At 44.2% G+C, this 12,494-nt stretch carries 14 protein-coding genes; 3 read left to right on the forward strand and 11 right to left on the reverse strand.

From position 1 onward, the window contains the following. Nucleotides 1-14: 14 nt before the first annotated feature. Entirely contained in the window at nucleotides 15-1,295 is a 1,281-nt protein-coding gene (locus BLP85_RS04800; RefSeq protein WP_092819005.1) for a D-arabinono-1,4-lactone oxidase, read from the reverse strand. A 235-nt stretch (nucleotides 1,296-1,530) separates the two neighbouring features. Here BLP85_RS04800 and BLP85_RS04805 point away from each other — a divergent pair, with 235 nt between their 5' ends. Next, the gene (locus BLP85_RS04805) at nucleotides 1,531-3,171 is read left to right on the forward strand and encodes an acyl-CoA synthetase (RefSeq protein ID WP_092819006.1); all 1,641 of its coding nucleotides are present in this window, start codon (nucleotides 1,531-1,533) and stop codon (nucleotides 3,169-3,171) included. 146 nt (nucleotides 3,172-3,317) lie between these two features. Here BLP85_RS04805 and yjgA read toward each other — a convergent pair whose 3' ends face one another. The 9 genes from yjgA to mazG form a co-directional block, all read right to left on the reverse strand. Beyond that, on the reverse strand, nucleotides 3,318-3,851 hold the full coding sequence (gene yjgA, locus BLP85_RS04810; RefSeq protein WP_092819007.1) for a ribosome biogenesis factor YjgA: 534 nt from the start codon (nucleotides 3,849-3,851) through the stop codon (nucleotides 3,318-3,320). Between the two features lie 2 nt (nucleotides 3,852-3,853). Beyond that, the gene (locus BLP85_RS04815; RefSeq protein WP_086175841.1) at nucleotides 3,854-4,123 is read right to left on the reverse strand and encodes an HPr family phosphocarrier protein; all 270 of its coding nucleotides are present in this window, start codon (nucleotides 4,121-4,123) and stop codon (nucleotides 3,854-3,856) included. Beyond that, complete coding sequence (rapZ, locus tag BLP85_RS04820) at nucleotides 4,120-4,971, reverse strand: RNase adapter RapZ (protein WP_092819008.1); 852 nt, start codon at nucleotides 4,969-4,971, stop codon at nucleotides 4,120-4,122. The genes BLP85_RS04815 and rapZ overlap by 4 nt, the downstream gene beginning before the upstream one ends. A 26-nt stretch (nucleotides 4,972-4,997) precedes the next feature. Beyond that, nucleotides 4,998-5,843 carry a pantoate--beta-alanine ligase gene (gene panC, locus BLP85_RS04825; RefSeq protein ID WP_092819009.1) on the reverse strand — a complete coding sequence of 282 codons (846 nt, stop codon included), beginning with the start codon at nucleotides 5,841-5,843 and terminating at the stop codon, nucleotides 4,998-5,000. Nucleotides 5,844-5,845: 2 nt separating this feature from the next. Then, the gene (panB, locus tag BLP85_RS04830; RefSeq protein WP_092819010.1) at nucleotides 5,846-6,655 is read right to left on the reverse strand and encodes a 3-methyl-2-oxobutanoate hydroxymethyltransferase; all 810 of its coding nucleotides are present in this window, start codon (nucleotides 6,653-6,655) and stop codon (nucleotides 5,846-5,848) included. Between the two features lie 47 nt (nucleotides 6,656-6,702). After that, nucleotides 6,703-7,191 carry a 2-amino-4-hydroxy-6-hydroxymethyldihydropteridine diphosphokinase gene (gene folK, locus BLP85_RS04835; RefSeq protein ID WP_092819011.1) on the reverse strand — a complete coding sequence of 163 codons (489 nt, stop codon included), beginning with the start codon at nucleotides 7,189-7,191 and terminating at the stop codon, nucleotides 6,703-6,705. Further along, complete coding sequence (gene pcnB, locus BLP85_RS04840) at nucleotides 7,188-8,648, reverse strand: polynucleotide adenylyltransferase PcnB (RefSeq protein WP_092819012.1); 1,461 nt, start codon at nucleotides 8,646-8,648, stop codon at nucleotides 7,188-7,190. The genes folK and pcnB overlap by 4 nt, the downstream gene beginning before the upstream one ends. Nucleotides 8,649-8,784: 136 nt before the next feature. Then, nucleotides 8,785-9,195, reverse strand: coding sequence for a ComEA family DNA-binding protein (locus tag BLP85_RS04845; RefSeq protein ID WP_092819013.1), 411 nt, complete (start codon nucleotides 9,193-9,195; stop codon nucleotides 8,785-8,787). 13 nt (nucleotides 9,196-9,208) lie between these two features. Continuing rightward, complete coding sequence (mazG, locus tag BLP85_RS04850) at nucleotides 9,209-9,970, reverse strand: nucleoside triphosphate pyrophosphohydrolase (RefSeq protein ID WP_092819014.1); 762 nt, start codon at nucleotides 9,968-9,970, stop codon at nucleotides 9,209-9,211. Between the two features lie 120 nt (nucleotides 9,971-10,090). Between mazG and BLP85_RS04855 the strand changes: the two genes are divergently transcribed. Together BLP85_RS04855 and BLP85_RS04860 are read left to right on the forward strand one after the other, a co-directional pair. Beyond that, on the forward strand, nucleotides 10,091-10,864 hold the full coding sequence (locus BLP85_RS04855) for an SDR family oxidoreductase (protein ID WP_092819015.1): 774 nt from the start codon (nucleotides 10,091-10,093) through the stop codon (nucleotides 10,862-10,864). A gap of 368 nt (nucleotides 10,865-11,232) precedes the next feature. Next, nucleotides 11,233-11,661, forward strand: a complete 429-nt coding sequence (locus BLP85_RS04860) for a hypothetical protein (protein WP_092819016.1) — start codon at nucleotides 11,233-11,235, stop codon at nucleotides 11,659-11,661. A 175-nt stretch (nucleotides 11,662-11,836) separates the two neighbouring features. Here BLP85_RS04860 and BLP85_RS04865 read toward each other — a convergent pair whose 3' ends face one another. After that, nucleotides 11,837-12,484, reverse strand: coding sequence for a 4'-phosphopantetheinyl transferase family protein (locus tag BLP85_RS04865; RefSeq protein WP_171259653.1), 648 nt, complete (start codon nucleotides 12,482-12,484; stop codon nucleotides 11,837-11,839). Nucleotides 12,485-12,494 lie beyond the last annotated feature (10 nt).

The following is a 12,494-nucleotide window of genomic DNA, read 5'->3' on the forward strand; positions in this document are numbered from 1 at the left end:
CCCTCTCCTCGTTTTCAGAGCAGAAATAATTGCTTTAAATAGGGATTCAGCCATTTTTGCTGAGGGTCCAATTGCTGGCGCAATGCCATAAAATCATCCCATTTCGGGTAAAGATCGCGCAGCGAGGCTGCGGTCATGGAGTGCAATTTCCCCCAATGCGGCCGGCCCTGGTATTTCTGCAAAATAGGCTCGACCAAATCAAATATCGCGTGATAATCCTGCTTGTAAAACTGGTGGATGGAAATGGAAACCGAATCGCGCTGATAAAAAGGACTTAACCAGATATTATCACCTTTGACATAACGGAACTCGATGGGAAAAAACATCGCGACCTGATGCTTCCTTAAAGTCGCTAAAACTTCCTCCAGACATTGCAAACCGAGTTCGACAGGAACCTGATATTCCATTTCATTGAATCTGGTATGGCGCGGTGTGGGAAAAATCTGGCTGGACCAATCCACATGACGAGTCGGTTTGACAAAGACCCTCAGCAGTTTTTGCAGATAGGGATTAGATGCCGGAATCACCCGGGTCAATTCAGAACACAGCGTTAATAAGGCATCTTCCGAAGGCCATGAATCCTGTCGGGGTTGAATGGCTTCATCCGTCTCATCCAGGGTTTTGAGCATCACCTGATCCGAATGAATGAAGGCCCAAAATTCAATATGCCGGTGCTGATTTTTCCATTGATCGATATGGGTAAATACGTCCTGAATTGGACATAAGCGAATCTGCTCTTTTAATTTATAACGGGGCCGATTTTGCAGGGTAATTTTGGTCAGCACTCCCAGGCTGCCCAGGGCGACACGTCCGGCTTGAAAGATGGCGGTATTTTGCTGATCATCACATTGCAGCAACTCGCCCTCTGCAGTCAACAATTCAAAGCCTTTCACAAAGGCAGATAGACAGGGCAAATTTATGCCGGTGCCATGCGTGCCGGTAGAAATCGCACCGGCCAGACTTTGCTGGTCAATATCCCCCTGATTCATCAGTGCCTGATTGATAGGAGCAAGATATTCGCCTAAATCCTCCAGGCGTGTACCCGCTTGAACGGTGCATTGGCTCTTATCTTCATCAAAGGCTACCACACCCTTTAGCTGATCGAGATTAAGCAGAATTTTATCCGTCTTGACCAAAGCACTAAACGAATGTCCTGCCCCCACAACACGAATATGGGCATAGGACTTCACTATTTTTCGTAATTCATTCACATGCCGAGGTTGCAAAATTTCTGGATGTGCCTGTTGGCTTCCAGACCAGTTCTGCCATCGGTTATCCGCCTGTTGTATTTTCATTATTATTCCCTGGCTGATGTTATTTTAATTGCCCGTTTAGAGTAAAATACCTAAAAAAGCAAATATGGGAACCCATGCGTTCAAAAAAAATCCATGCTATAAAATAATATTTTAATTTTCAATATGTTAAAAATTATCAAATAGCACTCGACTAAAGCATAAATGCAAGATTTCCAAGAAGTGCATATCTTTTTCAAAAGGATATCAAAATAAATATATATAACGGAGTTTTAACATGGTTAGCGCATACGATGAATTACCGCGTACCCCCGCAAATTTTGTAGCGTTGTCCCCTTTACGCTATCTGGATCGGGCTGCTTATATTTACCCGAACCAAAATGCGATTATTCACGGTAAGCGCCGTATTACCTGGCGTGAAAAATATAATCGTTGCCGTCAGTTTGCGCACCAACTCCAAAAACTCGGGATCGGTAAAAATGATACCGTTTCGGTACTGCTGCCCAATGTCCCTGCAATGGTTGAAGCACATTTTGCCGTGCCGATGGCCGGTGCCGTACTGAATACCTTAAATACCCGTCTGGATGCCAAAACAGTTGCCTTCATGCTGGAACACGCCGAAAGCAAGGTGCTGCTGGTTGACCCTGAATTCAGCAAGCTTGCCACAGAAGCCTTGGCGCTGATCCCGCAAGAAATTTATGTTATTGATGTAGCCGATGAAGAATATGAGGGTGAAGATACCCGTATTGGCCAGATCGAATATGAAGACTGGATTGCGCAAGGCGATGCCAATTTTGAATGGCATTTGCCAGCGGATGAATGGGATGCCATCAGCTTAAGCTACACCTCGGGCACCACGGGCAACCCGAAAGGCGTGGTGTACCATCACCGTGGTGCTTACATTAATGCCGCCAGTAATATCATTGCCTGCGGCATGATGCCTCGCGCGACCTATTTATGGACGTTGCCATTGTTCCACTGTAATGGCTGGTGCTTTGCCTGGACCATGGCGGCCAATGGCGGTACCAACGTCTGCCTGCGCAAAGTCGATGCTGAACTGATTTTTAAACTGATTGCCGAACATAAAGTCGATTATTTCTGTGGCGCACCGATTGTTTTGTCAATGCTGATCAACACCCCGGAAGAGAAAAAGACCCAGATTAATCACCGTGTCGAAGTAATGGTTGCCGGTGCTGCGCCGCCGGCTGCGATTATTGAAGGCATGCGTAATATTGGCATTAATGTCACTCACGTCTATGGTTTAACTGAAACTTACGGCCCTTCTGCACTCTGTGCCTCACAAGCGGGCTGGAGCGAACTGTCGATTCAGGAACAGGCACAACTGCACTCCCGTCAGGGCGTTCCATACCCATTACAAGACGGTATGAAAGTGCTTGATCCGGACACCATGCAGGAAGTTCCGCATGATGGTAAAACCATGGGCGAAATTATGTTCCGCGGTAATATCGTCATGAAAGGCTATTTAAAGAATCCGGAAGCAACGGCCGAGGCCTTCGCTGGTGGCTGGTTCCACACTGGCGACTTGGCGGTTTGCCAGCCGGATGGCTATGCCAAGATTACCGACCGCTCTAAAGATGTGATTATTTCCGGTGGTGAAAATATTTCCTCTCTCGAAGTGGAGGAAGTACTGTACCAGCACCCTGCGGTCCTGACGGCAGCAGTCGTAGCGAAACCGGATCCGCGCTGGCAGGAAGTTCCATGTGCCTTTGTGGAGCTCAAACAAGGCAAAACGGCAACAGCTGAAGAACTGATTGAGTTCTGCAAACAACACTTAGCACGCTTTAAAGTACCGAAAGATGTGGTGATTACCGAGATTCCAAAGACATCTACCGGCAAACTGCAAAAATTCATCTTGCGTGACTGGGCCAAAGAACGTGCTACAGGTGAGTTTCAGTAATTTCTTTTTAACATCACAATAACCTCCATCCCGACCTTCCTCCTACAAGGAGGAAGGAGAATGCGGAACCTTAGAAAAAGAAAACTATTGAGGCATAAAAAAGCGACTCCATCGGGTCGCTTTTTTATTATCAGCAAAGCTCCAGATCAATTATCTGAAATCAAAGCCACTTGCTGAATATAGTTAAACAGTTTTAACTTGGATGCTGCCAGCTCTTCTTCGGTTGCCTGATTTTTGATATCACGATGGATACGCAAAATATGCTGGCGAATCGCATGATGCTCGGCGGCATTGTGCGCTTTTATGAACTCTTTAATCACCGGATCACCTTGCGCGATCATACGATCGACCCAACGTTGCAACTGTGCGGTTTTTTTCGCACCCTGCTGCGGGGTAAGGTAAGACAAAATCATGGTTTCATCTTCATTACGCAATAATTTTCCTACACGCTGAAACTGACGGCGACGCGCTTCATGTGAAGTAATGCTTTGCACATCCAGTAAAGCATCAATCAGACGTTCTTCCACCGGAAGGTTTTTAATTTGTTTGATACTCAACTGAGCCAGTTGCTCACCCAAAGCAGCCATGCGCTGAACTGCTTTTTTCTGTTCGGTTTTACTCGCACGTCCTTCTAAACTTTCAAAGTCATCTTCAGTAAAACGGTTCGGTCGACGTGCCACGATTAATCTGCCTCGTAAAATTTTGCTGCAAATAATGCCTGAATTTCAGATAAAGCCTGTTCTTCATCTGCACCTTCAAGCACTAAGCGTAAAGTTGTGCCCTTGCCTGCACCGAGCATCAGCAAGGACATAATATTTTTTGCATCTACCAATTTGTTGCCTTTACCAATTTGAATCGATGAACGAAATTTGGTGGTAACTTCGATTAGCTTTCCAGACGCACGCGCATGTAAACCTAGTTTATTAATTACGTCAACAGTTGTGTCAATCATGACCAGTGCTTCATTTCTCTGTGGAGGACTTGAATAGACCATTTTTCCTCAAGGGCTTTTTTGAGTCTATCTACGATATATACGGAACGATGCTGCCCGCCGGTACAGCCAATGGATACCGTCATATAGTGACGATGCCCTTCTGCAAAGGCAGGCAACCACTTATCTAAAAAATGATAAATGTCTTGGAACATTTCATTGGTTTGTTCACTTTGCAGCAAAAACTGTTGCACAGGCAAATCTAAACCTGAATATTTGCGCAATTCCAGATCCCAATGTGGATTAGGCAAATGACGTACGTCAAATACATAATCGGCATCAAGTGGAATACCGTGCTTATAACCAAATGATTGTAAAATTAAAATGAGGTTATCTGATTGTCCAAGTTTAGACAACAAGGTGTGTTTCAGATCATGGACGCTTTTATCGGTGGTATCAATATGCACCGTTGAACGCAATTGTATGGGAAGCAATAAAGTTTTTTCTTCCTGTATACATTCAATCAGGCTTTTAAAACGACCGGCTAAAGGATGTGGACGGCGCGATGCACTAAAACGGGAAATCAGTTCCTGGTCCTGGGTGGTCAAATAAATGATATCCACCGAACCATGCTTCTGCAGTTGTTCAAAAACATGGTCGAACTCTTGCAGGTCTGCACGGGTGCTGCGCACATCTACGCCCAGTGCCAGCTGTTCCAGGTTATTGTCACGATCCAGCTTTTCTACAATTTCCGGCAGCAATGCCAGCGGCAAATTATCAATACAGTAATAGCCCAAATCTTCAAGCACCTGTAAAGCAGATGATTTTCCTGATCCGGATTGTCCTGTAACGATTAAAATACGCTTCATGGCAAGGCTGTCCTTAATAGTGAAGTCTATGCAGTATGCTTAACCTGCAAGTTGTCAATCAGTCGGGTTTTGCCCAATTTGGCTGCCACAAACAGCACCACATCCTGATCAAAAGCTTCTATTTTTTGTAATTCTGGAGTACGCGCTTCCACATAATCCACAATAAAACCAGCTTGTGTCAACTTTTGCTTCATATTTTCTAACACTTCAGCAAGACTGACACCACTGTGCAATTGCTGTTCGGCAGCAGTTAAACTTTGATAAATGGTCGGCGCAATGGCACGGTGTTCTGCACTCAAATAACCATTACGCGAACTGAGCGCCAAACCATCTTTGGCACGGGTAATCGGTACACCAATCACTTCCAGCGGAATGTTCAGGTCACGAACAAACTGACGAATCACTGCCAGTTGCTGATAGTCCTTTTCACCAAAGAAGGCATAGTTGGGCTGAACAATATTGAACAGTTTAGTGACCACCACCGCCACGCCATCAAAATGACCCGGACGCTGCAACCCGCATAAGTCATTGGTAATATCAGACACGCTAATATTGGTTAAACGTGGCTTATTGCCATACATCTGCTCAACGCTCGGCGCAAAAATAATGTCACAGCCGACATCTGCCAGCAAATGGCTATCCTGCTCCAGAGTCCGTGGATAGCTGTCAAAATCTTCGTTGGGTCCAAACTGGATCGGATTGACAAAGATACTGACCACGACAACATCACAGATTTTTTTGGCTTCACGCACCAGGTTTAAATGCCCTTCGTGCAAATTGCCCATGGTCGGGACAAAACCGATAATTTTTCGTGCCGATCGAGCTGGACTCAGTGAAGCGCTTAATCCCTGAATGGTGGTTTCTGTTTTCATGTTTACAGCTCGACTTGAAAAGTTTGTTCTTTAGCAGGAAAAGATTGATCTTGTACCGCTGCATGGTAAGCCTTAAAAGCATCCAGAATTGCAGTTTCCCCGGCCTGTTCTTTCATAAAATTACGGACAAATTTGGCCACATGACCACCGGTCAGTCCAAGCATATCTTGAACAACCAGCACCTGGCCGTCCGTGTCTGCCCCCGCGCCAATACCAATCACAGGCGTATGCGGGAACAACTCACTAATTTCCTTACCCACCTGCGCCGGAACACATTCCAGTAGCAGTACCGCAGCACCAGCGTCCACCACAGCCTTACAATCGGCAATCAGCTGATCGGCGGCTTCACGGGTACGCGCCTGAACCTTATAGCCGCCAAACACATGCACGGATTGTGGAGTCAGGCCCAAATGCACACACACAGGAATACCATTGCGGGTCAAGACCTGAACGGTTTCCGCCAGCCATGCGCCCCCTTCTATTTTCACCATGTGCGCACCAGCTTGCATCACTTGTTTGGCACTGATTAATGCATCATTCAGCGTGGCATAGCTCATAAATGGCAAATCAGTCAGAATAAAGGCATGCTGGTTGCCGCGTCGAACGGCTGCCGTGTGATAAGCCATATCCTGTACTGTCACAGGTAAGGTAGAATCACAACCCTGAATGGTCATTCCTAAAGAATCACCCACCAGAATTGTATCAATTTCAGCAACTTCCATTGCTTTCGCCATACTCGCATCGTAACAAGTCAGGCAGGAGAATTTGCGGCCTTGCGCTTTAAATTTTCTTAAGTCACTTAGACTAATCATCTGGATCTTCCTCTTATGACGACTTTCTCAAGCGGTCATGCAAAAAATTAAATATTTGCCCAATTTCCATCATCCAATACGCTAAGCGTTGGATGTTGCAATATCGGTAAATCTTTTAATAATTGTCCTTTGATTTGTAAATTTGCCTCTAAATCGAGTAATGGCATCAGCACAAAATCCCGCTCCATGACACCAATATGTGGCACGGTCAAACGCTCATTCTGAATCTGTTCTTCGCCATACATCAGGAGATCCAGGTCCAAAGTCCGTTCGCCCCAACGGCGCAGTCGAACCCGACCTGATTCCTGTTCAAAACGCTGCAATTCATCCAGCAATGCAAGGGGTTCCAGGTCTGTAACCAGCTGTACAGCTGCATTTAAGTAGTTGGGCTGGTCTTGCGGCCCCATTGGAGGGCTTTGGTACAACCGGGAGGTTTTCACGGCTCCCAGCGTTGCCAGCTTCTGTACGGCTTCTGCCAGAATTTGACGTGAATCCCCCAGGTTACTGCCTAAGCCGATATAGGTTACTGTCATCATTGTGTCGGTCCAAAAATCACCTGGCTTAAATCACGCTTGACCCGTTTGCGTTTTAAAATTGGATGGTCATAACCAATTTCCGAGCCGCCTGAGGCAACATTTTGAACGGGTTTTTCAGATTTTGCCCGACTCTTGCGTTCACGACGACTACGCGGTTCAGGCTCGTTCACCAAAGGCTCAATTTCAGTAACTGCCGCAACCGGTTTCGTTTCTACCACATCTTCTGTAGTTGCCTTGCGGCGGCTTTTTGCACGCTGGCGGTTATATTGACTGATGGCGCGTTCTTTTTCATCCGTAGACATCTGTTGATACGCATCCCACCATAGGCCCATACCCTGAGTGGTATCGTCACCCGATTTCTCACGCAGTAACAGAAAGTCAAATCCGGCACGGAAACGCGCATGTGTTGATAAAGCCTGAATTTGCTGCGGCTTCGGATTAAGCAAACGCGTTTGCATTTCCCACACTTCACGAATAAAGGTTTCTGCAAAACGTGGAATGATGGTCCGGGTGGCCTGGCGTTTTAAAACATCCAAACCGGCTTGTGCTCTTGCCTCTGCCGGAACGATCCCTTTACCCAAATAAAAGTCACAACGCTCTAAAAAAGGTTTCCACAACAATACCGCATAGAAGAATGCAGGATTGATGGTCTTGCCAATTTGAATACGCTGATCGGTATTGATCGCAGCACGTTCAATAAAGGTGGAGATATCCGGGCTGATGTCTGCAAACAGCTGACGCCAAATACCGAAATCTATCAACATGGGCAGCACCCGGTTCAAATGCCCCATGGTGAATAATTTTTGTGATTCATCATATAAGCGGTGCGGAGAGATATCACGCAACAGCTGGGTCATTTCAGGGGTAAAAATCTCTAAAATTTCAGGGGCAATATTAAAATTTAATTTTGCAGCAAAACGCAAAGTACGCAGCATCCGTACCGGATCTTCTTCGAAACGTAAGGTTGGGTCACCCAACAAGCGCAAGGTTTTATTTTTTATATCATCAATGGCATGACAGAAATCCAGCACAATCCCTTTACGCGGCTGGTAATACATCGCATTAATGGAAAAGTCACGGCGGGCAAAATCCTGTTCAATGGTGCCCCAGTTATTGTCACGTAAAATCATGCCTGAAGCAGAAGTGACGGCTTTTTTAGGCGGTGCACGGAAAGTGGCGACTTCGATCAGCTCGCGGCCGGCATAGACATGAGCAAGCTCAAAACGTCGTCCGATAATACGGCAACGTCGTCCGAAAACTTCTTTTACCTGAGCGGGGGTTGCATTGGTGACCGCATCAAAATCTTTAGGATTCAGACCTAAGATCAAGTCACGGACACCTCCACCGACGATATAAGCTTCATAGCCAGCCTTGGTTAAAGCATCGATAACATCTAATATGGAAGAAGGTAATTGAGCGGTTGATAAACCACATTTTGACGCGCGCAAAGTTTGCAAAAGACGCTGTCTCCTACGTCTGAACGTAAAATATCTAAGATGACGCTAATCATATCTCTAACACAATCAAAGGGCAATTTGATTATCTCGATGCTCAATACTTTGTTCAATATTCTAAGCGGCTATTGCCATTCTTCTACAAGCCTAAACGGTCTTTATTCTTGCTAAATAGCGCAGGTCCAATGCCTTTGACCTGTTGCAATTCTTCAATATTTTTAAATTTTCCATTTTTTTGCCGATAGGCAATAATTGCTTCAGCTTTCTTTTGGCCAACCCCGGACAGTGCTTGTAGCTGTTCAGCATTGGCCTGATTCAGATTGATTTTGCTGGTCGCTGAAGTCGCGGAGTTTAAAGCAGGTCTGGACAAATAATAATCCCGGGTTGAGACGCGCGGTATTTTTAACCGTGCATCCTGAGCCTCTTGTTCAGCCTTCCATTTTAAATATTCCTGGTCGAACTGTTGAGCATAGCTACTGGATACACTCAACAAAGACAGCAAACCAAAAAGATAAAAAAATCCCTTCAGGGTAGATATTATTTTTTTCATATTGAGAGGCCTATTATTTTAATTGTTGTTTTGCTTGCTCCCAAAGCAGATCCATTTCTTCTAATGACAGGGCTTCAATATTCTTATGTTGTTGCTGAGCCTGATCTTCTATGAAAGCAAAACGTGTTCTAAATTTATGAATGGTACTTAACAGTGCCATTTCGCTCGAAAGCCCTAGTTTACGTCCAACATTGATCAGTGAAAACAAACAATCGCCAAATTCGTCGAATATTTCGTCGGAATTGTGATTTTGCATGGCCTGCTGTAATTCGCCCAATTCCTCGTTCAGTTTCTCATAAGCATCTGACACTTCAGGAAAGTCAAAGCCGATTTGGGCAGCTTTTTTTTGAATTTCATGTGCTTGCTGGATGGCAGGTCCATGCTTGATTTCATCTAAACGTGATTGTGCCTTGTCCTGCTTTTCCTGCTGTTTAATTTGCTTCCAGAGTATGGCTACATCTTCCGCGCTCAATTGTGAATATTGCTCGGCCTGAAAGACATGAGGATGACGGCGAATCAGTTTTTCAGTAATGGCATTGACCACATCATTGAAATCGAAAGCACCCTGTTCGCTGTACATTTGCGCCTGAAACACCACTTGCAGTAGTAAATCGCCCAGTTCATCGCGCACTTCATTTGCATGTCCCGCCCTGACCGCAGCTTCAACTTCATAGGCTTCTTCTATGGCATATAGGGTTAAGCTTTGTGGGGTTTGCTGCTGATCCCATGGACATTTTTCACGTAACTCTCGCATCACTGCCAATAATTTATCCATGTTTTCATTACTCCCATCCTTTCAGATTAAACAACTATCTCCACACTCCATTTCTGTTATGCTGAAGATAAATTCATTAAAAATGAAGCACAACAATACAAAACGAAAAGGAAAATTCAGATGCACAGTATCTTCATTAGTGGTGCAGCACAAGGCATTGGGGCTGCTATTGCGACACTGTTTTATCAACACGGTTATAAAGTCGGCATTTATGATATCAATATTGATCAGGCTCAAGCGCTGGCTCAACAGTTAGGCACACGGGCTAAGGCCGGTTTACTCGATGTTTCTGATTATAGCCAATGGCAGCACACTTTAAGCGAATTTAAGGCCTGGTCTGGTGAAATTAATGTCTTAGTCAACAATGCAGGCATTCTCTACTCAGGTGCTTTTGAACAGACCGATATTACCGCACATCATCGAACCATCGATATCAATGTCAAAGGTGTGTTGAATGGTTGTCATGCCGCCTTGCCCTATTTACAAAAAGCCTCCTTTGCCCGTGTGATTAACCTGTCTTCTGCCTCTGCCATTTATGGGCAGCCAGATTTGGTGACATATTCAGCCAGTAAATTTGCTGTACGTGGCATTACTGAAGGATTAGATATTGAGTGGCAAAAATATGGCATTCGGGTATTAGATGTGATGCCGCTCTTTGTACAAACGGCCATGGTTAAAGATATGGATGCCGGCAGCATTAAAAATATGGGGGTACACTTAAGCGCTGAAGATGTAGCAAATCAGATCTATCGACAAGTTCAGGTAAAAGACAGCATATTTACCCCGACTCACCAACCTGTAGGCTTCAAATCTAAAATCCTGTTCAGCCTGTCTAAAGTGAGTCCTCAGTTTGTAAATCGGATGAGTAATATGTTTTTGGCGAAAAGGGAATAAATAAAATCAATATTAAAAGAGCTTAATGTACAGGCTCTTTTTTTAAAAAAATGTTTAATTTGAGTGCAGGGATTTATAATATCAAGCCGAGCAAAAAAATAAACAATAAAAGAATTCTGTCGTTTAGCGCATATGTTTGTGGCTAAAAAAAAGTATGACAAAACTTTCTGAAAAATAGGATGTGCGTTCTTATATATGCTTTAAAAAACCTAAAATTGCAAAAAATTGATCAGAAGAAGAAAGCCCTACTCCCCATAACAATTGGTAAAACTTTACTTAAAAAACAACTATGGGCAATAGCACTATTTTGACTAAAATTATTTCTATACTCCCCCTTCATATGAATTTAATAAGATAAGGCGATAATAATGAAAAATTTTCTTCTTATTTCAATCAGCAGCTTAAGTTTAATGGCATGTTCGACTATGCCATTTTCATCCGATAAACATACGTCTCAGAATAATTCAATCAATGCAGTACCGAATGGCAATGCCACCAAAGAGGTTTCGATTGATGGCAGTTATACCGGTGAAATTGTTGGAGATTACCAGAATTCCAAATTTTCCCAGTTAAAAATTGGCATGTCTAAAGGTCAGGTAGAAAGTTTAGTTGGTGCTTCAACTGATCAAAGAAGCTATCAGACTGCCAAAGCCTGGATACCCGTTGCAGGCGCTTTTTCTAAAGATCAGTTCCGTATTGAGACCTATTACAAGGAGGCTGGACGTTTAATTTATGCCTATAATGGAACGAAATTATATCGAATCGAAGTGGATCGTAGCGAAGATGGCCTTCAGTAATTCCTGTATCTTTTTATGAATGCTCTGCTCTAGCTGCGTTGAGCATATTCCTTAAAAAACGGGTGATATTACCCACTCGTTTTTTTAATTTTTTTGATCTGCCATTTATCCCGATTCAATTTTCCACTTTAAATCTGTTACCGCCTTATCGTAATAAGGATAAGAAAAACATATGTTAAGGTGACAAAAAGATTTTGATTTCAGGAAAAGTAAAACCCTTACAGGAAGCTTCTGATCGCCAGGCAACCGTGAGCATGACATGGCCCAAATGAAAGTTCTGATAGGCAAATGTTCCAATTAAAGGATGACTGCATAATCCGCCGTCATGCACTGGATGAACCTGGGTATTTAACTCGTTTAGATTTAAGCGTACGCCCAGTCCGGCAGCTTTCAATACGGCTTCCTTGGTAGTCCAGACTTTAAACCAATAGCCTGAATCCTGTTGCAAGTCATTCCAGTGCTTTAATTCATAAGCATGAAAGGCATGATTCGCCAATGCTTCAAACCTGACCTTGCGATCCAGATCTTCAATATCCACCCCGATATCGGGCATGTTTCTACTGGTCGCCAAAGCATAATTTTTTTGGCTATGACTGTGATTAAAATAAAATTCAGGAAAATTGACCAGGTACGGCTTACCATGCTCAGTGGTTGCCAACTGCTCATGCTGAATGCTGACCTGTAATTGTTCGGAAAGTAATTGATTGCGGAAATGATGGATTTGCTGTTTTTGCAGCTGAATTTTGCGCTTGCGATCGAGTGCATGATCCAGATCAACAATCTGCTCCAGTGCATTTACCTCCACCCGTATCACTCTGCTCACTTCAGATCAC

Origin of the sequence: Acinetobacter kookii (assembly GCF_900096895.1) — a bacterium.
GTDB lineage: Bacteria > Pseudomonadota > Gammaproteobacteria > Pseudomonadales > Moraxellaceae > Acinetobacter > Acinetobacter kookii.

What these genes read in the sequence shown, in the direction of transcription:
- BLP85_RS04815 (WP_086175841.1), bottom strand. Translation starts at nt 4,123, where the DNA reads ATGATTGACACAACTGTTGACGTAATTAATAAACTAGGTTTACATGCG.
- folK (WP_092819011.1), bottom strand. Translation starts at nt 7,191, where the DNA reads ATGATGACAGTAACCTATATCGGCTTAGGCAGTAACCTGGGGGATTCA.
- BLP85_RS04800 (WP_092819005.1), bottom strand. Translation starts at nt 1,295, where the DNA reads ATGAAAATACAACAGGCGGATAACCGATGGCAGAACTGGTCTGGAAGC.
- mazG (WP_092819014.1), bottom strand. Translation starts at nt 9,970, where the DNA reads ATGGATAAATTATTGGCAGTGATGCGAGAGTTACGTGAAAAATGTCCA.
- BLP85_RS04805 (WP_092819006.1), top strand. Translation starts at nt 1,531, where the DNA reads ATGGTTAGCGCATACGATGAATTACCGCGTACCCCCGCAAATTTTGTA.
- BLP85_RS04860 (WP_092819016.1), top strand. Translation starts at nt 11,233, where the DNA reads ATGAAAAATTTTCTTCTTATTTCAATCAGCAGCTTAAGTTTAATGGCA.
- panC (WP_092819009.1), bottom strand. Translation starts at nt 5,843, where the DNA reads ATGAAAACAGAAACCACCATTCAGGGATTAAGCGCTTCACTGAGTCCA.
- rapZ (WP_092819008.1), bottom strand. Translation starts at nt 4,971, where the DNA reads ATGAAGCGTATTTTAATCGTTACAGGACAATCCGGATCAGGAAAATCA.
- BLP85_RS04845 (WP_092819013.1), bottom strand. Translation starts at nt 9,195, where the DNA reads ATGAAAAAAATAATATCTACCCTGAAGGGATTTTTTTATCTTTTTGGT.
- panB (WP_092819010.1), bottom strand. Translation starts at nt 6,655, where the DNA reads ATGATTAGTCTAAGTGACTTAAGAAAATTTAAAGCGCAAGGCCGCAAA.
- BLP85_RS04855 (WP_092819015.1), top strand. Translation starts at nt 10,091, where the DNA reads ATGCACAGTATCTTCATTAGTGGTGCAGCACAAGGCATTGGGGCTGCT.